The sequence below is a fragment of the Hungatella sp. genome, assembly GCF_046966825.1.
The window spans coordinates 1-21,138 of sequence record NZ_JBKVCZ010000111.1 but is presented as its reverse complement, the minus strand read 5'-3'; the positions used below and the strand labels follow the sequence as shown (position 1 = coordinate 21,138).

Below are 21,138 nucleotides of genomic sequence, written 5' to 3'. Positions count from 1 at the left end.
GCCTGTAGTGGCAGGACCGGTGGAGGCGACCGTCTATGGAAATACCATGGCTCAGTTCATGGCACTGGGAGAGTTAAACGGCCTCGCTCAGGCGAGACGCGCGCTGGCGGATACTTTGCATACCGTTGTCTACGAGCCGCGCGACCGGGAAATCTGGGAAGAGGCCTATGAAAGATACAGGGAAATACTTTAAAATCCGGAGGTAAGAACATGGAATTAACGTATATGGAATTGAGAGAACAGATCTGCGATATCTGCCATAAAATGTGGCAGCTGGGCTGGGTAGCGGCCAATGACGGCAATGTGTCGGTAAAACTGCCGGATGGAACGTTTCTGGCAACACCGACCGGGATGAGCAAGAGCTTTATCACGCCGCAAAAACTGGTACACATCGATCAGGACGGTCAGATCCTGGATGCGTCCGCCGGACTGAAACCGTCCTCGGAGATCAAGATGCATCTTCGCTGTTATAAAGAGCGGGAGGATGTGGGAGCCGTTCTTCACGCTCACCCGCCTGTTGCAACCGGGTATGCCGTAGCCAATAAGCCTCTGGACGAATATTCCATGATTGAGACAGTAATTGCGCTTGGCTCCATACCCGTGACGCCTTACGGAACGCCTTCTACCTACGAAGTACCCGACCGGATTGCGCCGTATCTGGGGGAACATGACGCCCTCCTTCTGCAGAACCACGGAGCTTTGACCGTTGGGGCCGACTTAATCACTGCGTATTACCGGATGGAGACGCTGGAGCTGTTTGCAAAAATCAGTCTCAACGCTCATCTGCTGGGAGGGGCAAAAGAGATATCAAGAGAGAATATTGACCGCCTGATTTCCATGCGGGAAGGCTATCAGGTGACTGGAAGACATCCCGGCTACAGGAAATACGGAAAGTGAGGAGAGTAGAACTATGCTGAAAGGAATACCGGCAATCCTGTCCCCGCAGCTTCTCAAAGTATTATGCGAGATGGGACACAGTGACACCCTCGTAATCGCTGACGGTAATTTCCCGTCGGAATCCATAGGAAGGGGCGGGATCGTGATCCGCATGGATGGACACTCCGCCCCGGAAGTGCTGGAGGCTGTATTGGAGCTATTCCCATTGGACTCCTATATCAGCCAGCCGGTCAGTCTGATGGAAGTTATGAGCGGAGATACGGTTGAAACTCCCATATGGGATACGTATGAGGAAATCGTGAAGCGGTGCAGCGGACTGGAGGGCAGTGCAATAGGCCATATCGAGCGGTTTGCATTTTATGAGGAAGCGAAGAAGGCCTATGCCGTTATCGCTACGGGAGAGAAGGCGTTATATGCGAATATTCTGCTGCAAAAGGGCGTGGTTTAGAGAATATCATGGTATTGACACATATAGAAAAAATTACTGTCTATCTCAATTCCTTCAAAACGGAACAGGTGTCAGTGAATGGAGAGTCTGACGAGATATAAATAACAACGCAAAATAACAAATCCCCAGAGCAGTCTGCCTGGGAATTTGTTATTTTTACTTTGTTTCAATAAGCTGCGTATTTCGTCTGATCCAGACGATTAGATCTCATACCAGATAATTTCATTGGCCTCCAGGTCCAGTTTGAAGCTGGAACCGTCACCTTTATAAATCGTGGTATGCTGCGGTTCATAGGTGTTGTTGACAACACAGTATTTTCCATTTTTAACGTAGGCGTGTACCTCTGCGTTAAAGTTGGAACTGAACCAGCGGTAAAGGTTGTCTTCATCGTGGGAGGACCAGATGATGGAGCGGTACAGAATGCGGCTGTTTTCAAAGCTGTAGGGAAGTCCGCTGATGTAGACGCATCGTCCCTGTCCGAACTCATTCACTGCCATCTGTACTTCCTTATCTCTCTGAACCAGAATCTGGGTTCCGTCAAGAGCATAGATGTTTTTCTTGCCCTCCCCAAAATCGATGTCTCTGGTACAGTCCTCTTTGATAAAGTGGTCATGCTGATCCCAGTTGTATTTGTCTACGTTGAGCGTGAAGCCGGTTTCCTTTTCCACTCCCATAACCGTAGCCAGCTGGAAGAAATGGCCCTCATGCTGATGAGCAGCCGGTTCACCGACTCCGATAAATCCGCCGCCGTTGTAGATGAATCTTTTTACCGCGGTTATAATGGTCTCATCCGTCCAATTGTCTCCGCCAGTGTAAGCGGTGTCGCCATCGCCCACATTGAGTATCACGTCGATGTCATTTAAAATCTCAGGGTTCTCCCTGATATCGTCAAAGCTGATGAATTTCACATCAAATGGCGCTCCGCTCAGAGCCTCGATAATCCCTGCATAGGAATAGTTCTGCTTATGATAGATGGCATGGTGAACCATGTGATTGCCCCATGCACGGGCCTTGCCCCAGCAGTTCAGCACGGCTACTGTCTTTATGCAGTAAGGGGTCGTGCCTTTAATATTGTCATACAGGGTGCGGAATTCGCTGCATACGTCCTCCACATAGCTGATAAATTCCGGGAACTGTAAGGCCAGCTTTAAATAGCCGCCATATCCGATCCGGTCAATGGGCTTTCTCAGGATGGCCCTTCTGGCAGTTACCCAGTTAATCTTTGCTTCCTTCACAGGGTCTCCGCCCTCATGGAAGGTGTCTGGGAAGAAGTAGGGGAGGAGGCGTCCTTCTGTGTAGGCGACTCCTTCGATATCGCTGATGAGACGGAGCGTGCAGCCGTTTCCTACGCTTCCCACCACGGCATCGAGGCCAATGGTCTTAAACTCATCCATGAAAGGTTCTGTTCCAATCCAGTGGTCTCCTAAGAACATCATGGCCTCTTTGCCGTATTCGTGAGTGATATCAACCATTTCCTTAGCCAGCTTGGCTACCTCACGTCTCTGGAAAGCCTGGAAATCCAGGAACTCTTTGGAAGGAATCCGGTAGTTGTTGTTCATATAGCCCTGGTCGATGATGAACTCAGGGCGGAACGGATAGCCGACCTCCTTCTCGAACTGTTCTAAGATATAGGGACTTACCGATGCCGAATAGCCGTACCAGTCCACGTATTTTTCTCTTGCCAGTTCATCGAAGATCAGAGTGAACTGGTGGAAGAATGTGGTATAGCGGATTACATCCACATGAGGATTGGCCTCCAGATACTTCCTGAGCCTGTCCATGGAAAACTTGTGTGTCTTAGGCTGACGTACATCAAAGGTGATCTGCTTTTCAAAATCAGTCCAGCCGTTGGTGACTGCATTGTACATGTGCACCGGATCCCACATGATGTAAGCCAGGAAGCTTACCGTATAGTCATGGAATTCTTTTGCTCCGTGGATGATCACATCCCCGGTCTGGCTGCTGTACTCCCAGGAAGATACCGGAACAGGCTGACCGGTGGTTCTGTCTATGACTTCCCACCAACGCCTGATATCGTCCCTGTCGTTCACTTTCAATAAATCTGTATGTAAATGGTTCATAAGATGAATAGACAGCTCATCCTTTACTGCCGTATAGAACGGTGTCATAATATACATCTGCTGAATCTCGTCGGGATTGGCCTTAGCCCAGGCATTGTCCTTCCTGGTGGTGTAGTAGGTGGAATAGACTTTGGCATCCACATTCTTTAATTCCTCCGGATAATCGGTACCATCACAGTCCCGAATGGCGTCGGCGCCCCAGCGTTTCAGCAGTTCCAGCGTCTCCGGAACTACGTCCACGTCTGTGGGTATTGTAACTCTTCCAATAAAATCCTTTTTCATTATTGTTCTCCTTTGCTGTCAAGTTAATATTTTTAGCCTTTCACACCGCCGCCTGTAACACCGGCAATAATCTTTTCAGAGAGGATGACATACAACAGGAAAGTGGGCAGGAAGACGATAATTACTGCCGCAAACAATCCGCCGTAATCTCCGGTGTACTTCATTGCATTTACAATTTGGAGCAGTCCTACGCCGACAGGAGTGGTCTCCGTAGACGTTGCAAAGATAAGAGCCATGAAGAACTCGTTCCAAACACTCATAAAGTTAAAGATGGTAACCGTAACGATAGCCGGCTGGATCAGTGGGAACATGATCTTCCAAAAGGTCTTGGCGGGTGTACAGCCGTCAATCGCTGCTGCTTCTTCATAACTTCTTGACAAACTGGCAAAGAAGTTCAGCAGGTAAGTAGTGGTAAAGGGTACACGTAAAAGGATATAAAGAATAATCAGTAAAATTCTTCCCCGGATGTGATACTGGGCCGTCAGTGAATAGATCGGCATGATAATCATAACCTCCGGGATACTCATGGCCAGGATTAAACCTGTCTTGACTCCTTTATTTCCAAGGAATGTAAAGCGCGAAAGCACATACGCGGCCGGAGCTGAGATCAATATAACCACGATACAGGAAGATACCGCATAAAGCAGAGAGTTTGCAAAATAAACAGAAACATTGTTGCCCTTCCACGCGCTGGCATAGTTTTCAAAGTGAACTCCTGATTCAAACTTAAATACCGTGCCGGTGAAGATTTCTCTGGAGGTGGAAAGGCTGGCACCCAGAATCCAGATCAGGAAGGCCGCTGTAAAGGCAACCCAAATGGTCAGAATGAGATATCCCGGAAGAAGGGTCAGCTCTTTTCTCCAGTTCACCTTGCTCCTAAACACGTTTTCTTTGTTCCTTTTTCTCATTTTTCACTCCATTCTGTGGACATGTCAGATAAGTATCTTTCTTGCGCCACGTTTCTCACACATTAATATTCAAGATCATCATCTTTAAGCAGCCTGTTCATAATGAAATAAACAATTCCAATAAAGATTGCCATGACAACGCCGATGGTAGCACCGGCGCCTGCATCTCGCTGAACATTGCCGACTGTACCAAATACCGTATCATATAAGTATACCACCGGTGTAATTGTGGAAGCTTCCGTGCTGACCGGTGAGAACATCTTGGACCATAAGTAAAAGGTAACACAGTTTACACTCCAGAATGTGATGTTAGTTTTAAAAATGCCGCGGAGCAAAGGCATGGTAATCCGGCCAAACTGCTGAACTTTGTTAGCCCCGTCAATCGTGGCAGCTTCATAGATATCTGAGGGAATCTGTTCGATGCCGTTGATGAAAATCAGCATATAGTAGCCTACCGCGCCAAATGTGAAGGCAGCCAGCATGGCCCAGAATTTCATGTCGGTTCCCAGCCAGTTCTTCCCCTCCAGCCCCATCGTCCTTAAAATCTGGTTAATGAGACCGTAATCCTGATTGTAGATATACTGAATCCACATGGTAGCCAGAGCCACGGCGCTGATAATATTGGGAAGATAAATCGCTGCACGGAAAAATTTTTTAAACCGGATTCCACTGGTGATGATAACAGAAAACAGCAGTGAAAAACTGAGGATAATAATGCCTCCCAGTAACCAGATAATCAGAATGTTTGTCGCCGCTCTCTGAAAGGTGGGACTGGAAAATACCTTTGCATAATTAGCCAGACCGTTAAAGCTCCATTCAGATGCACTGGAGGTCACGCTTTCAATCTTAAAAAAACTCATGATTACGGTTCTGACAACCGGGTATAAATACATGACAACTAAAGCAAGTATACAAGGTGTTATAAAACCAACGATAAACAATTTGTTTTTTTTCATTTCTTATTTCACCTTTCTGACCAAATGAGGTGACGCTATAAGCGCCACCTCCGGTTTTCCAGCATTCTTTAATATAAAGCGTCCAGAGCCTTTGCAAAATCTTCGCCTGTTGCATAGCTTCCTTCATACAGTTTTACAATTACTTCCTGAATAACGGAAATCTTATCTGCGTTAGCGTTCAGACCCATATTCCAGGAAAGAGGAGCTGTAGTATTCATCAATACTTCGTTAGTTCCGCTCTGAACAGCCGGTGGAGTATTGCTCGGATCCGCTGGGATGTTATTGGACAAATCAGCCATGTTCTGGCTCTGCTTGCCGCTGGTTAAGTATACAGCAAAATCAAACGCTGCCTGAGGATTCTCACTGTATTTGGTAATACCAATGGAGTTTGCTCCTGCAAATGTACTGGTATTGTCCACGCCGCCTTCTACGGCCGGATAAGCGAACAGCCCCCAATTGAGTTCTGTGCCTGTATTGGCATTAACTTCTGCAGTGATGTAGTTTGCACATACTACCATGGCAATTTTCTGTGTAAGACCGATCTTGTTCTGGCTTGCCGGATACTCATCAGGTGCGCCGTCTGCCAGATAACCGGCTTTTACAAAATCAATCATTTCCTGACCTGCTTTTACTACGCCAGGATTGCTGCTCCAGCCGCCGTTAGTTGCCAGATCTTCAACAGCCGCCTGTCCAATATGTCTTGACAGATGGTAGCCAAACAGGAATGGGGCATAAGTACTATCGAGAGCCAGAGGCTGATAGCCTTTGTCCTTCATGGTCTGGCAGGCAGTCATGAACTCGTCCCATGTTGTCGGAGCAGTGATGCCGCAGTCATCAAAGATATCTTTATTATAGAACACGCCGCCTACAGATGGCTGCTCGGTAATACATGGAAGGAATCCGGCCCATTCAGTCGCCTGATTGTTGAATACAGCGTAGCTCTTGTCAGCGTATCCGGCTGCCTTTGCCATATCTGTCAAATCAGCAACATAATTGACATAGTTCTTGGAGATTCTGGTGTAGTCGTCTTCAAACATATCGAACTTTTCCTGAGCTTCCAGTGCGGAAGAGAGGATGTTCTTGGTTTCACGGCCTTTCCACTCGAACTTAATCTTGGCTCCGGTTTCAGCCTCGAAAGCCTCTGCAGCCTGCTGAAGTGCCTGTCCCTGCGGCTCATTGTTTGTCCACATGGACCAGTATGTAAGTTCAACACCTTCGTACTTCTTGTCTCCCTCAGCCGCGGCTGGTGCTGCAGTTGTTTCGCCGGTCTCGGCTTTGGCAGTTGTTGCTGCCGGAGTTTCTGCTGGTGTCTCTGCTGGTTTTGCATTGTTGCTTCCACAGCCTGCTAAAAGACCTGCCGTCATGGCAGCAGCCAGCAGAACGCTAATCGGTTTTTTCTTCATAGATAAATCCTCCTTTTTGTTGGGCACTGCCCATTTGAAATATCTTAAATTCATAAGTAAATTATATACTGATCTGGCATTCTTTAGCTATCAGTATATTGTTTTGTTTTTTATGTTTTTTGCTATTTTTTGTAGCATATTTATAATAAAAAACTTCATTTGCCGCCTTTTATCAACAGTTTGCACTACAATTTTTCGCGCGGACTCTTGCTTTTTAATTTTTATTATATTATGATGATAAAAAAACAAAGGAGTTTTCTTATGAGCCGTCCCAATATTATATTTCTTATGACCGACCAGCTTCGCGGGGACTGTCTGGGATATGCAGGTCATCCTGATGTAAAAACGCCATATCTTGATACACTGGCCTCCACCGGTACAGCCTTTGACCGCGCCTACAGCGCCTGCCCGAGCTGCATCGCTTCCAGAGCCGCCATCCATACAGGGATGGGGCAGAATCATCACGGCCGTGTAGGCTATCTGGATGGCGTCCCCTGGGAATATGAGCATACGCTGGCTGGAGAATTAGGCCAGGCCGGCTATTACACTCAATGCGTCGGCAAGATGCATGTCCATCCTTTAAGAAATTATCTGGGCTTTCATCATGTGGAGCTTCATGACGGATATCTGGGATATTCCAGGCGGGCAACGATTCCCTACCGCGAGTCCCAGCTGGTAGCCGACGATTATTTCTACTGGCTGAAAAATGAGCTGGGAATTTCCGCCGATGTGACAGATACGGGGATTGAATGCAACAGTTATGTGGCGAGGCCCTGGATGCATGAGGAAAAATACCATCCCACCAACTGGGTTACCGAGAGAAGCATAGACTTTTTGAGACGGCGTGATCCGGGGAAGCCTTTTTTCCTTATGGCCTCTTATCTCAGGCCGCATCCTCCCTTCGATGCGCCCCGGCATTACTTTGATTTATACCGGGATCAGGAGCTGCGCCCACCGTATGTAGGCACCTGGGAGACGGACGAATTGTTAAAAAGGGACGGGCGGATCTATGATTCGAAGACGGGTCCCATTGATGCAGAGCTGATACGTCAGGCCCAGGTGGGATATTACGCCTGCATCACCCATTTAGACCATCAGATAGGGCGGCTGATTCTGGCTCTGAAGGAGCAGGAGCTTTACGATAATTCCATTATTATCTTTACCTCAGACCACGGGGAGGAACTCTGTGACCACCACATGTTCCGCAAAGCCAGACCTTACGAGGGAAGCTGCCACATCCCGCTCATCATCTCGGGAGGAAAGAAGTTTCTGCCGAAAGGGGCCGGTTCCTCCAGGTGCAGCAGCGTAGTGGAGCTTCGGGATATTATGCCCACGCTGCTCGATTTGGCAGACGCCCCTGTTCCGGATACGGTGGACGGCAAATCGCTCCTTCCTTTGCTTGAAGATCCGGCGCGGGCTGTGCGTCCCTGGCTTCACGGAGAGCATTCCTTTGATGAGTATTCCAACCACTGGATCGTCACCGAAACAGACAAATACATCTGGCATTCACAGACCGGTCAGGAGCAGTACTTCCATCTGGAAAAAGATCCCCATGAACTTACGGATCTGATTGAGGAAGATTCCTGTAAGATGCGGATTCAGGAGCTTCGCGGACATCTTATAGAATCCCTGGAAAACCGCAGGGAAGGTTTTGTGGAAAATGGGAGACTGGTGCCTGGACGCCCCTATCCGCCCGTCCTTTCATAAAACAGAAAAGGCGTTAAAAGATCAATTGCAGATAATAGAAACCGGAGAATAGCATATGAAAAAACAAATCATCCTTATAATGACAGACACCACGCGCAAAGACATGCTGGGCTGCTATGGAAATCCTAAAATGATCACACCAAATCTGGACCGGCTGTCCGCCGAAGGCATCCGGTACGAGAATGCCTATACGTGCCAGCCGGTCTGCGGCCCGGCCCGGTCCGCCATATTTACCGGAACCTTTCCGCATACCAATGGGGAGGTGACGAACTGTGTAGCCATGGGAGATAATATAAAAACCGTAGGCCAGCGTCTGACGGACAACGGAATTCACTGCGGTTATATCGGCAAATGGCATTTAGACGGCGGTGACTATTTTGGCAATGGCATCTGCCCGGAGGGCTGGGATGAGGCATATTGGTATGATATGCGCCGGTATCTGGAAGAACTGACGGAGGAGGAACGGCTGAAATCCAGAAAATCCTCCACCTCCTTTGATGAAGATATGACAGAGGAGTTTACATACGCTCACCGCTGTTCCAAAAGGGCGGTAGACTTTCTGGAAGAGTATAAAGATGAGGATTTTTTCCTGGCCGTTTCTTACGATGAGCCTCACGGTCCTTCGCTCTGTCCTGCGCCGTACAATACCATGTATGACGGATTCTGTTTTGAGGACAGTCCCAACTATGAGGACGATTTAAGTCAAAAACCACTGATGCAGCGATTATGGGCAGGGGAGAACTTACACAAAACCAGGGAGGAAATCAACTGTTCTTCCGGAAAATTGTCCCTGTTTTTAGGATGCAACTCGTTTGTAGATTATGAAATCGGAAAAGTCCTGGACAAAATCCGGGAGACGGCTCCGGACGCTATGGTCATCTACACCTCTGATCATGGAGACATGCTGGGAAATCACCGGCTTACTTCTAAAAATGCTGCCTGCTACAAGGAGGTTGCCAACATTCCGCTGATCATCAAGGGCGGCGAGGCCGGCAAGGTGGTGGATTACCCGGCTTCCCACATTGATCTGACTCCCACGATTCTGGATTACATGGGCCTTCCCATCCCAAAGATGCTGGAGGGGAAAAGTATGCTGCCTCAGATCAACTGCACGGATATCCGGATCAATGATGAGGTCTATACAGAATTTACCCGGTATGAAGCGGACCACGACGGATTCGGCGGCCTGCAGATGATGCGTGCTGTCATTTCAGACCGGTATAAGCTGGTGATCCATCTTCTGGACAGTGATGAGCTGTACGATATGGAAAAGGATCCGGCAGAGATCTGCAACCGGATCCAGGATGATGATTATTCCGAAATCCGTAATTCCCTGCATGACAAAATCCTGGAGCAGATGAACCGGACCCGCGACCTTTATCGTGGATATCAGTGGGCCTGCAGAAGCTGGCGCACGGACAAGGATCCGACGTGGAGCAACGATGGCTATACCAGACAGCGGGAAAATGAAGAGTATGAGCCAAGACAGCTGGACTACGATACCGGACTGCCCATGACGGAAGCGGTGAGGACGAAGATATCCAGGAATTTAAAGAGATAAGTGTAAAGATAGTTAAAATTGCCGGAAGGCAGTGAACACTGATAAAATCAGTATTTGCTGCCTTCTTTATTTTTTGATGAAATGTATTTGCTTCATTACAGAAAGTTATAAACGCATTGATCATGCAGGGATACAGAAAAGATAAACATTTGATAAATATAAGATTTATACAGATTCAATAAGGTGCAATCGTTCTCACATATAATCCTTTAACAAATGATAAAATCATGATAAAATATATTTGCGTTAATAATTACCAATTATTTATCATGATAAGTAAAAATTATGTAAAAAAAGACAAGACAAGGTATGTAAGCAGCACAAAAGGCAGCTGCGGGGTTTGCAAGAGAAGGAGGAAAAAAGATGAAAAAGTGTTTATCAGTTTTACTGTCGGCGGTAATGGCCGCCTCTCTGCTGGGTGGATGCGGATCTGCGGATCAGAAACAGACATTACCGGCTGCCGCAGAATCCTCTGCGGAAGGCAGCACAACGGCGGAAGCAGCACCAGCTCCTGAGAAGGCGGCGACAGCACCGGGGGAGAAAAAGCAGATTTCTCTGTGGTTCTGGAGTGCTCCGGCGGATCAGCAGGTTCTCTTAAAACAGATTATTGAGGATGATATCAATGCGGTTCAGGATGACTACGTTTTAAATATTGAATTCCACGCGGGAAATGATCAGAACATCGCCACAGCGCTGGCGGCTAACGGCGGGCCGGATATCGTCTTTACTTCAGGTCCTTCCTATGTGACCAATTACGCATCGGCCGGTAAGCTGGAGAATATGGACCGGTACGCGCAGAAGTATGGCTGGAACGACCGGCTGCTGGAGCCAATCTACAATCTGGGCACTTATGAAGGATCGCTCTATGGCCTGTCAAACTCCCTGATGGTCATGGGTGTCTTCTATAACAAGAAGGTGCTCGCCGACAATGGCTGGGAGGTTCCAAAGACCATCGAGGAGATGGAGACAATCATGAAGGCGGCCCAGGAGAAAGGCCTTTACGGAAGCGTAACGGGCAATAAAGGGTGGAAGCCTGTCAATGCCAATTATTCCAGCCTGTTTTTAAATCATATCGCGGGACCGGAAAAGGTGTATGAATGTCTGAAGGGCGAGGCCAAATGGAACAACCCTGATATGGTGGAGGCTCTGAACAAATCGGCTGAATGGTATCAGAACGGCTGGCTCGGCGGAGACAACTATACGGATCTGAACTTCGATGAGAGCGTCCAGCTTTTGTCCATGGGCATGGCTCCTTTCTTTGTCGGACCTTCCAATGTATTTCAGTGGGCGCCAAAGTATTTCCGTGGACTAACGGAAGACGATTTTGGATTTTTCCCATTCCCGGCCACCAATGATAAGGTAAACTATCCAACCTATACGCTGGGGGTTACCTCCTGCCTGTCTATCAACGCCTTTTCTCCTTACAAGGATGAGTGCGCGGAGATCCTGGATAAGATCATGACCAACGATTTTATGGTCAAGCTGACGAAGGAGTGGCCAGGATACTGGGCAATTCCGCTGAAACAGTATGACATACCGGCAGATACCATGACGGGAATCTCCGCCGTATTCTGCGACGTTATGATCGATACCTTAAAGGCGATCGAGGAAGGCAATTACGGATATTATACGACCAGCTTCTGTCCGCCGGCCACGGATGTTGCGCTGCAGGATATTGATGGTGTGTGGCTTGGGACCATGAGTGCGGAAGAGGTTTTAGACAGGACGGATGCGGAATTTGAGAAGGAACTTGCAAATGGCATGGTAGTCCCGCTGCCGGAACGGTAGAGCGGGCAGGCAAATCAGTTTAGGAGGAGACAGAGCCGGACGGGTATTATATGTCCGCCTCTGCTGCAAAGGAGGGTAAAATGAAACGCAGACGAGATTATCTATTGCTTCTCCCGGCTTTTGTGCTGAGCATGGCCGTTGTGTTTATTCCAGGTGTGATGACGATATTTGCGTCCTTCACGGACTGGAACGGCGTATCCATGAATTTTCATTTCATAGGACTGCGGAATTTCTCCGAGCTTTTTGGCGATAAGATATTCTGGAGGGCAATCTATGACAATGTGAGATGGGTTGCGCTGTTTCTGACGATTCCTGTGGTGATCGGACTTGTGACATCCGTGCTTTTGCTGAACCGGAGACACAAGGGATTGTACCAGATGCTGTTTTTATTCCCTTATGTGCTTGCACCTGTGACAAACGTGGCCGTATGGCAGAATATTATTTATAACCCGATTTTCGGACTGGTGGGCTATCTAAACCGCCAGGGCTTTCATATCCCATCGCTGCTCAGTGATATGAAGACCGCTTTATATGCGGTAGCAGCCACAGATATCTGGCACTATTGGGGATTTTTGATGGTGGTATACTTAGCTTCCTTAAGACAGACGCCGGAGGATCAGGTGGAGGCGGCCAAGGTGGAAGGATGTAACGGATGGCAGCTGTTTCGGTACGTCTATTTTCCCAATATGCTTCCAACCTTTAAACTGATGATGATCATGTCTGTCATCAATTCCTTCCTGACGTATGACTACGTCTACTTAATGACATCGGGAGGTCCGGCGCACTCGACAGAGATGCTGAGTACCTACGCGTATACGTTCGCATTTGCGTCTCTCCAGGTTGGAAAGGCAGCGGCTATCGCTCTCTTCATGAGTTTTTTCGGGCTGATCGCATCCTTTGTCTACATCCACCTGTCACAAAATGAGATCATGTCATAGAGGCCGCAGTGCCGGAAAGGAGTTTATATGGCAGTAATGGGTAAGAAAAAGCGGATCGTTACGCTGGTTACGGTTCATGCGATCCTGATTCTGCTGGTGTTCACGGCGCTGTTTCCGATTGCGCTCGTCGTGCTTAACAGCTTCAAGCCCCATGTGGCGATTGTCGCCAATCCGCTGTCCTGGCCGGAGAGCTTTATACCGGTCAACTATAGCAGCGCGTGGAGCTATGCCAAGTTTGGAATAGGGTTTAAAAACAGTATTATTCTGGCAGCCTGTACGATTGTAATCGTGCTGTTTGCCTCGACTCTGGGCGGCTATGTGCTTGCCACCAGAAGAGGAAAAGTGGTGAATCTGGCACTTGTGTATTTCATGATTGTTATGACGATCCCGATTCAGCTGTTTTTATTTCCTCTTTATTATGTGATGTCCTATTTAAAGCTTGTGGGCACGGTTGTACCGATCAGCTTTATTCTCGCAGCCAGAAATATACCGCTGGCGCTGTTCCTGATGCGGACGTTCTTCTTAAACGTTCCCAAGGAGCTGGAGGAGGCCGCCAGAATCGACGGAGCCAATACGGGGCACGTCTTGTGGTATGTTATGGCCCCCGTTGTGTCTCCGGGCCTTCTGACCGTCAGTGTAATCGTGGGACTGAACGCATGGAATGAGTTCCTGATTACATCGACCTTTCTGCAGGGTGAGAAAAACTTCACCGCGACGCTGATGCTTCGCAGCATGTCTGGACAGTTCGGGTCGGATATCGGAATTATGATGGCCGGAGCCATGATCTTAATCGCCCCGGTTCTTATCTTCTTTATGATTACACAGCGTTATTTCATCGATGGGCTGGTCTCCGGTTCTGTCAAGGGATAGGGACAGGATAGAAAGGAATACTTGATATGAAAGCATTTTTAATTCTGATTGACAGTTTAAACCGCCATTTTCTTCCGTGCTATAATCCGGCTTCCAGGGTGGCGGCAGAACACTTAACCAGGTTTTCAGAGGAAAACATCACCTTTGATTCTCACTACGTGGCTTCCGCTCCCTGTATGCCGGCGAGACGGGATATCTTTACAGGAAGAATCAATTTTCTGGAGAGAAACTGGGGCGGCATGGAACCATTCGATATTACGCTCATCGGTACACTCCGGGAGCATGGGATTTTCACACACATTACAACCGACCATCCCCACTATTTTGAGATCGGCGGGGAAAACTACTGCCAGATGTTCCATACGTGGAACTTTGAACGGGGACAGGAGGGGGATGTCTGGGTCTCGAGAGTAAAAGGAAGCGATATTCCCGAGCCGCATTATGGAAAGGTCAATAACCAGAACCAGTTAAACCGCCTGGCCTATACGAAAGAGGAGGAGTACCCGACGCCGAGAACATTTAGGTCCGCGTGTGACTGGATCGACAGCAACCGCGGCGCGGATGACTATTTTATGATGGTCGAAGCCTTCGATCCTCATGAGCCTTTCGACTGTACGGAAAAATATAAAGAACTGTATCCAGATACGTATGACGGACCGTATTTCGACTGGCCGTCATACCGGGCGCTGGATGAGGAGACTCCGGAGGCAATGGAACATTTGCGAAATGAGTATTCGGCAACGCTGACCATGATGGACCACTGGTTCGGAAGGTTTATTCAGAAGCTTAAGGATACGGGGATCTATGAGGAATCCCTCATTGTCGTGACCTCGGATCACGGCCATATGCTGGGAGAACACGGGTTTGCAGCGAAGAATTTCATGCCGGCCTACCAGGAGCTGGTTCATATTCCCCTGCTCGTTCACCTGCCCGGCTCTGCGTATGGAGGCAAACGGATCAGCAGCCTGACACAGAATATCGATCTGATGCCGACGTTCCTGGAGTATTTTAAGATAGAGAATCCGAAGACGGTGCTGGGAAAGAGCCTGCTGCCAGTAATCCCGCATGACACACCGGTCCGTGATCAGGCGATCTACGGATGGTTTGGAAAGGCGGTCAATGTGACGGATGGAACCCATACCTATTTCCGCGCGCCGGTATCCGAAGATAATCAGCCGTGCTTTACCTATGGAGCCATGCCGACCACATTTTTACAGTATTGGGATGTGAAGCCGGGAGATTATGAGGCTGGAGCGTTTCTGCCGTACACGGATTATCCCGTCTTCAAGGTCCGGTTCCGGGTGGAGGGCCATTATCCGGAATGCCCGGATGGACTGGATTACGTGCGGGAAAATCTTTTGTTTGATATCCGGTCTGACCCGCATCAGAACAGGCCCTTAAAGGATGAGGCGCTGGAGGCAGAGATGATCGGGAAGCTGTGCGCCGCACTCCGTGAATACCAGGCACCGCCGGAACAGTGGAAGCGTCTAGGAATAGAATCATGTTCGGGAAGAAATTAGAGGAGATACTAATGAAGAAGCCAAATGTTATTATGATTAACAGCGACCATCAGGCACTGCACCAGTGGACTTTTTATGAGAATAAGCCGCATCGGCCGTATTATGAACAGTTTGTAAGGGAAGGGGCGGAATTTACACATGCCTGCTGTGCGGCGCCTTTGTGCGGGCCGTCGAGAAGGAGCCTGCTGACCGGTTTATATCCGCATGCGCATAAGCAGTATCACAATGAGACAAATCCGCCGTATGCCGATGAAGTCTATCTGGATTCGCTGGCCGAAGCCGGCTATCGAAACTACTTCTTTGGTAAATGGCATGCTGGTCCGGGAACTGCGCTGGACCATCACTGTGAGGGGCTGTCACCGAAGGAATACGGGAACCCGTACGTTACAAAGGAGTATAAAGACTATTTGAAAAAGCGGAACCTTCCGGCTGCCGCACACCGGATTGAAAGGGTCTTTTTCTGGGCGGACAAGAGCCAGCAGGCGTATCAGAAAAGTTCGCCCGATGAAATACCCAGAGATGGAGAAATCTTTAAGCTTCAGGATCCCAGGCACTGCTGTGAAGCTGCTTACGGAATTACGGTGACTCCAAAGGAAACGCTGGAATTCTTTTTCCTGTCAGAACTGGCGTGTGAGAAGCTGGAAGAATTGAGCACGGATGGAAACGATACCCCATTTTCGCTGCGAGTAGATTTCTGGGGACCTCATCAGCCGTATTTTCCGACTCAGGAGTATTACGATCTGTATAAGGAGGTGTCCTATCCACCGTATGCCAGCTTTAACAGCGTACTTGAGGGCAAGCCGGAGGTTTATTTTACAGAGAAGAATGTTCCGATCGGGAAAGACAACCGTATTGTCATTCCCAACGCGCTGGCATGGGAGGATTACGAAGAAATGCTCAAATGCTGTGCGGCTCAAATCACGATGATCGACGAAGCCATTGGCAGGATCCTGAATAAGGTGAAGGAGCTGGGACTGGAAGAAAACACGGTGATCATCTGGACTGCTGACCATGGCGATGGTCTCGCCTGCCATGGAGGCCATTTTGACAAAGGATCCTATTTATCCCAGGAGGTATTACGGGTTCCTCTGGGAATTAAGTGGAAAGGGATGATCGACGCAGGGCTTAAGATCGACGCTCCGGTCTGTACGGTGGATGTGCCAGTGACGATCATGGACGCAGCCGGATTAAAGTATAAAAACAGCGTGCACGGAGAAAGTCTGATTCCGATATGCATGGGAAAGAAGATGCCGGAATATGCGGTGAGTGAGACGTATGGCCTGGGATACGGGGAATACGTGAAGGCAAGAGCGGTTACGGATGGAAATTACAAGCTGGTCGTCACCCTGGGACAGGCCTATGAGCTGTATGATTTGAAGGCAGACCCGTATGAACTGAAAAACCGGTATGATGATCCGGCTTACGGTGCAGTTCAGAGGGAGATGGAAGAAAAATTAAGAGAATGGCAGAGAGCGACCGGCGACGAAATCACATTTTTCGATGGAAGCGATCTTGCTGAATGTAAGTGAGCAGGACTTGCCAGATTCTGCAGACGCAGGTGAGGGAACTTTCCCGTTATTCAGATTACTCAGAGAGGAGAAGCCATGACATTAAAAGAGATTGCACGGGAAACCGGACTGTCTGTTTCGACAGTATCCAGAATCATCAATAAAGAAAACTACAAATGCACCTCCCGGGAGGCGGAAGAGAAGGTCTGGGAAATCGTTCGGACTTCGGGCTATACTCCTAATCTGATGGCAAAGGAACTGAAAAAGAGCGGCTCCAAAAGGCCTATGAGCAGAAATATCTCCTGCCTGTTCGCCAGAACCGACAACTCGGTGGCGGAGCAGTTCTTTTCACCGATTGCCCAGGCTGTGGAGCAGGAGGCTCTCGTTCAGGGGTGTCCCCTCGGCTACTCCTTTTCCATGCTGCACATCTCGGAGATACAGAGCGAAAGGATCAACAAGCTGGAAAAGGATGGCGTCGTCGTGCTGGAAAAACCGGGAGCTGAATTAGACCGGCTGCTGCGAGAAAAATTCAAGAATGTGGTGGTTGTTGGGATCGATGTGAATGAGGTTCCCTTTGACCGGGTTCGCTGCGATGGATACGAGGCGGCAGGAAAGGCAATCCGCCATCTATACGATTTAGGCCACCGCAGGATCGGTTACGCAGGATTAAAGGACATTTCCGCGTATGACGCGTACTTTGATTTTTTCACCGAACATAATATGAAGATTGATGAGTCCATAATCCATATCTATAAGTCGGCGTTCGGGATCGACTACAAAGCGGCGTGCGCTTTTCTCCAGGCGGAAAGGGAGCTGCTGCCGACGGCATACTTTTGCAGCTGCGATATGATAGCAATCGGAATTATCCGGGCATGCCGGGAGCTTAAGATCCGAGTGCCGGAAGATGTATCCGTAGTGGGATTTGATAATATTGAGATGGGGCAGATTGTCTCGCCGATGCTGACGACGATCAATGTGCCGATGCGGGAGATGGGCCGTATGGCGGTGAAGATACTTTTGGACCGGATCAATAAAGGGCACACGTCGCAGATCAGTATTGAGTTTCCGACAGAGCTGATCAAAAGGGAGAGCAGCACGGCTATACAGGTGAAAAAGGCATGAGCCGCCGCATAAAAATGAGACACTCTGACAAATAAAAAGAGTACCGCGCTGTTTGGGGGAAAAGCGGTACTCAGGAGAAGTTGTACCTAGTATATCACGGCAGCGCGGCAGTGTGCAGAGACAGATTTGCCATATATTGGATGATTTTGTGATGAAGATCCCGGCAGAGATATTTTATTATGATTCTTTAATCTTGGAAATATTTTCCCGATGATGTATAATGGATAGGACTTTATTGCCGAAAAACGGCATTTTTTGATATTCGGGGGAAGAGACTGTGAAAAAAGACTGGGAATTATACCGCCGCTTTCTATCGCTGGCGGTCGTTCTGGTGCTGCAGAATGTAGTGACACTGAGCGTTAATCTGGCAGACAATTTAATGTTGGGAGCGTACAGCGAGACGGCTCTGGCCGGGGTGGCCGCTGTCAACCAGATTCAGTTTGTGTACCAGCAGCTCCTTCACGCACTGGGAGACGGTGTGGTGATTGTGGGAAGCCAGTACTGGGGAAAGCATCAGACAGAGCCCATGAAGAAGCTCGCGTCGTCGGCCATGCGTTTCGCGCTGATTCTCTCGGCTGTTCTGCTGGCAGTCATGAGCCTGATTCCGTACCGTGTCATGGGAATCTTCACGCGCGACAGCGGAATCATCGAAGAGGGCGCCCGGTATCTCAATATCATTCGATTTACCTATCTGTTTTTTGCAGTGACCCAGATTCTGCTGGCTACGCTCCGCAGTGTGGAGACGGTGAAGATCGCATTTAAGCTGTCGGTGCTCACCCTGTTTGTCAACTGCGGAATTAATTACGTGCTTATAAACGGTCATTTTGGAGCACCGGAGATGGGCGTGGAGGGAGCCGCCATCGGCACACTGGCCGCGCGGATTCTGGAATGCGTTGTTTTAATTCTCTACATAGCGAAAAAAGAGACGAGGCTCAACCTGAGATGGCGGGATTATCTCGCATGGGATCGTGTCCTGACCGGCGATTACTTAAAAATTACGATTCCCATGCTCACCGTGCAGGGGCTCTGGGGCGTCAATACGGCGCTGCAGACCGTAATTCTGGGGCATATGACGGCCAATGCCATCGCGGCTAACAGCGTGGCATCAACCCTGTTCCTGATGGTAAAGTCCATGGCGGTGGGATCGGCCGCGGCCACGTCCGTCATCATCGGCAAGGCGGTGGGGACCGGGAACCGGGAACTGGCCAGAAGCTATGCGCGGAGCCTTCAGCGAGTCTTTGTCCTGATCGGGATTGTATCCGGTGCGATTCTGTTTTTTATTCGGATACCGGTGCTGGGCCTCTACGATTTGTCGGCGGAGACCCGGGATATGGCTAATACGTTCCTGATTATCTTAAGCGTCGTATGCGTGGGAATGTCCTACCAGATGCCCACCAACAACGGAATCATCCGCGGTGGGGGAAATCCCATGTTTGTGGTAAAGATGGATTTGATCAGTATCTGGCTGATCGTCATACCGGTCTCCCTTTTTATGGCGTTTGTCGTAAAAGCATCTCCGGTCGTGGTAGTCTGCTGCCTGAACGCGGACCAGATATTTAAGGTGGTTCCGGCCTTCCTGGAAGTGAGGTATGGAAACTGGATGAGGAAACTGACAAGAGATTAGAATCCATTGTGTTATAACCTGAAAATCCAGGCTTTTTCCGTCCAGGGAGAATATGGCAAAAAATAGTAGTTGATAAAAGAACGTGTGTTCTGTATAATAGTACTATGATTGTCAGGGAGCAGATTTCAAGGAGGAGATTCTGGAGATGGAAAAATTACTGGATGTGATAGAACGGAAGGATGCTTTGGTGATAGCCCTGTCGGATGGCCATATCAGAGCGGTGGACTTAACGGCGCTTAAGCCTGAGACAGAAGCGGAGATGTCCGCGGAAGAGCTGTGCGCCGCGGGAAAGAAGATCTATACGGTCCTGTCCGAAGACATGGAACAGCTGCAGAGCTGTGAATACATATTTCAGGAAGACGCCATGTGGCTCCGGTATGGGAGTAAGCTGCATGAGGAGCTGCGCGACCACCGTCTGCAGAAACTTCTGGATGAAGAGATTTACTGTGAGGATGAGAGCGGCATGCAGTGAAGCAGAGGACAGGCAATAAGCGGAACGCTGGCGTCATGCATAGAAAGCAAGCGGTCCGATTCATGACGGTATTACCACTGCAAAAGTGCCGGACTGTCTGGGAAACACGATGTTTCCCGGCAGTCCGGCACTTTTGCAGTCTATAAATGTTTACTTTTTATAAAAACAGTTTCCACCCACAACCGTGTAGGAGGAGTAATTGCTATAATCGGCACGTTTTGCAGAATTAAAGAATAGGTAATCGCCGATGTTGTTTGAGCCGGAGAGCGCTGCCTTCGTCGCTTTTAACGCTTCGGAGGAAGGTCCCTTTGCCAGGTATTTATCCAGAAGACCCGAGGTGGCGCCGGGAAACTGGCCGTCGGCGTAGATGACATCTGTGATGGAACTTCCCCAGCGTCCGGATTTCACCCGGTTGACGATGACACTGGCCACGGCCAGCTGGCCGTCATAGGAGTAGCTGCCGGATTCCATCATCACACAGGCCGCCATCAGATAGATTTCATCGGAGGAAGCATTGATCACATACTTCGGCTTTTCTTCCTCTTTCTTTTTCTGCTCTTTATTCTCCGTGGCCTTTAGCGCAGCCTGCTCTGCTTCTATGCTGACTGCCTTGCCGGGAGTGAGACTCACCTTCGTGTACTGGCTGGAGATATAGCCGGACGTATCGGAGGACAGCTGAACCTTGATCCAGCCGTCGGACTCTTCAAGGACCGGATAGTAATCGTCTGCCGCGGCAAGCCCGATGATCGCCGCATCGGTGGAAGGAGTCTCCCGCACATGCAGCGTCTGTGTCGTTACCTTTGCTGTGAACAATCCAAGCTCTTTGGCCAGCGGCTTGATATCCTGGCCGAATACGAGATAATCGTTTTTCAGCCAGCCTTCCAGGCCGCCGGAGCGGATCTTTGTCCAGCCGTCTTTCTTTTCCAAAACGGTGCCTCCGGCTCCCCGGTAGCATTTGCCGAGAACCCTGCTGTCGAGTGAAGGCTCGGCACGCAGATTGAGGACATCGGTGACATTGGCGACAGCTTTGTTATCATATTCGGAGGCAGCAGG

The 21,138-nt window shown here is 49.1% G+C and carries 17 protein-coding genes and 1 pseudogene; 13 read left to right on the top strand and 5 right to left on the bottom strand.

All coding sequences use genetic code 11. The annotated features are described in order from the left end of the window. The 3 genes and pseudogenes from ACLTD4_RS25350 to ACLTD4_RS25340 all read left to right on the top strand — a co-directional run. Nucleotides 1-193 (top strand): annotated as a pseudogene (locus ACLTD4_RS25350) (rhamnulokinase); the annotation flags it as partial. Nucleotides 194-210: 17 nt separating this feature from the next. Continuing rightward, nucleotides 211-897, top strand: coding sequence for a class II aldolase/adducin family protein (locus tag ACLTD4_RS25345; protein WP_117623471.1), 687 nt, complete (start codon nt 211-213; stop codon nt 895-897). Nucleotides 898-910: 13 nt separating this feature from the next. Next, nucleotides 911-1,345 (top strand): RbsD/FucU family protein, encoded by a 435-nt coding sequence (locus ACLTD4_RS25340; protein WP_055652558.1) that lies wholly within the window; start codon nt 911-913, stop codon nt 1,343-1,345. A 200-nt stretch (nt 1,346-1,545) separates the two neighbouring features. Here the strand turns inward: ACLTD4_RS25340 and gnpA are convergent, their stop codons facing one another. The 4 genes from gnpA to ACLTD4_RS25320 form a co-directional block, all read right to left on the bottom strand. Further along, nucleotides 1,546-3,708, bottom strand: a complete 2,163-nt coding sequence (gene gnpA / locus ACLTD4_RS25335) for a 1,3-beta-galactosyl-N-acetylhexosamine phosphorylase (protein ID WP_117623472.1) — start codon at nt 3,706-3,708, stop codon at nt 1,546-1,548. 32 nt (nt 3,709-3,740) lie between these two features. Then, the gene (locus ACLTD4_RS25330) at nt 3,741-4,616 is read right to left on the bottom strand and encodes a carbohydrate ABC transporter permease (protein WP_054356312.1); all 876 of its coding nucleotides are present in this window, start codon (nt 4,614-4,616) and stop codon (nt 3,741-3,743) included. 62 nt (nt 4,617-4,678) lie between these two features. Beyond that, nucleotides 4,679-5,572 carry a carbohydrate ABC transporter permease gene (locus ACLTD4_RS25325; RefSeq protein ID WP_025531276.1) on the bottom strand — a complete coding sequence of 298 codons (894 nt, stop codon included), beginning with the start codon at nt 5,570-5,572 and terminating at the stop codon, nt 4,679-4,681. Nucleotides 5,573-5,640: 68 nt separating this feature from the next. Beyond that, nucleotides 5,641-6,975 carry an ABC transporter substrate-binding protein gene (locus ACLTD4_RS25320; RefSeq protein WP_117623473.1) on the bottom strand — a complete coding sequence of 445 codons (1,335 nt, stop codon included), beginning with the start codon at nt 6,973-6,975 and terminating at the stop codon, nt 5,641-5,643. Between the two features lie 261 nt (nt 6,976-7,236). On the opposite strand from ACLTD4_RS25320, the gene ACLTD4_RS25315 reads away from it, so the two are divergent. The 10 genes from ACLTD4_RS25315 (at nt 7,237) to ACLTD4_RS25270 (ending at nt 20,085) form a co-directional block, all read left to right on the top strand. Next, a complete protein-coding gene (locus ACLTD4_RS25315; RefSeq protein WP_029466227.1) occupies nt 7,237-8,682 on the top strand; it encodes an arylsulfatase in 1,446 nt (481 codons plus the stop codon). Between the two features lie 55 nt (nt 8,683-8,737). Further along, on the top strand, nt 8,738-10,243 hold the full coding sequence (locus tag ACLTD4_RS25310) for a sulfatase-like hydrolase/transferase (RefSeq protein WP_117623474.1): 1,506 nt from the start codon (nt 8,738-8,740) through the stop codon (nt 10,241-10,243). A 363-nt stretch (nt 10,244-10,606) separates the two neighbouring features. Then, nucleotides 10,607-12,031 carry an ABC transporter substrate-binding protein gene (locus ACLTD4_RS25305; protein ID WP_055652564.1) on the top strand — a complete coding sequence of 475 codons (1,425 nt, stop codon included), beginning with the start codon at nt 10,607-10,609 and terminating at the stop codon, nt 12,029-12,031. An 80-nt stretch (nt 12,032-12,111) separates the two neighbouring features. Beyond that, nucleotides 12,112-12,969 carry a carbohydrate ABC transporter permease gene (locus tag ACLTD4_RS25300; RefSeq protein ID WP_055653118.1) on the top strand — a complete coding sequence of 286 codons (858 nt, stop codon included), beginning with the start codon at nt 12,112-12,114 and terminating at the stop codon, nt 12,967-12,969. A gap of 27 nt (nt 12,970-12,996) precedes the next feature. Then, entirely contained in the window at nt 12,997-13,839 is an 843-nt protein-coding gene (locus ACLTD4_RS25295) for a carbohydrate ABC transporter permease (protein WP_055652565.1), read from the top strand. Between the two features lie 26 nt (nt 13,840-13,865). Continuing rightward, nucleotides 13,866-15,359 (top strand): sulfatase-like hydrolase/transferase, encoded by a 1,494-nt coding sequence (locus tag ACLTD4_RS25290; protein ID WP_117634152.1) that lies wholly within the window; start codon nt 13,866-13,868, stop codon nt 15,357-15,359. Nucleotides 15,360-15,370: 11 nt separating this feature from the next. Next, nucleotides 15,371-16,888 carry a sulfatase-like hydrolase/transferase gene (locus ACLTD4_RS25285; RefSeq protein ID WP_242352540.1) on the top strand — a complete coding sequence of 506 codons (1,518 nt, stop codon included), beginning with the start codon at nt 15,371-15,373 and terminating at the stop codon, nt 16,886-16,888. Nucleotides 16,889-16,936: 48 nt separating this feature from the next. After that, nucleotides 16,937-17,989 carry a LacI family DNA-binding transcriptional regulator gene (locus tag ACLTD4_RS25280; RefSeq protein WP_333490846.1) on the top strand — a complete coding sequence of 351 codons (1,053 nt, stop codon included), beginning with the start codon at nt 16,937-16,939 and terminating at the stop codon, nt 17,987-17,989. Between the two features lie 277 nt (nt 17,990-18,266). Continuing rightward, entirely contained in the window at nt 18,267-19,613 is a 1,347-nt protein-coding gene (locus ACLTD4_RS25275) for an MATE family efflux transporter (RefSeq protein ID WP_055652569.1), read from the top strand. 145 nt (nt 19,614-19,758) lie between these two features. Beyond that, nucleotides 19,759-20,085, top strand: coding sequence for a hypothetical protein (locus tag ACLTD4_RS25270; protein WP_002604356.1), 327 nt, complete (start codon nt 19,759-19,761; stop codon nt 20,083-20,085). Nucleotides 20,086-20,235: 150 nt separating this feature from the next. Here ACLTD4_RS25270 and ACLTD4_RS25265 read toward each other — a convergent pair. Beyond that, nucleotides 20,236-21,138 (bottom strand): SH3 domain-containing protein (locus ACLTD4_RS25265; protein WP_412331655.1); only part of this gene is annotated, 903 nt, incomplete at its 5' end.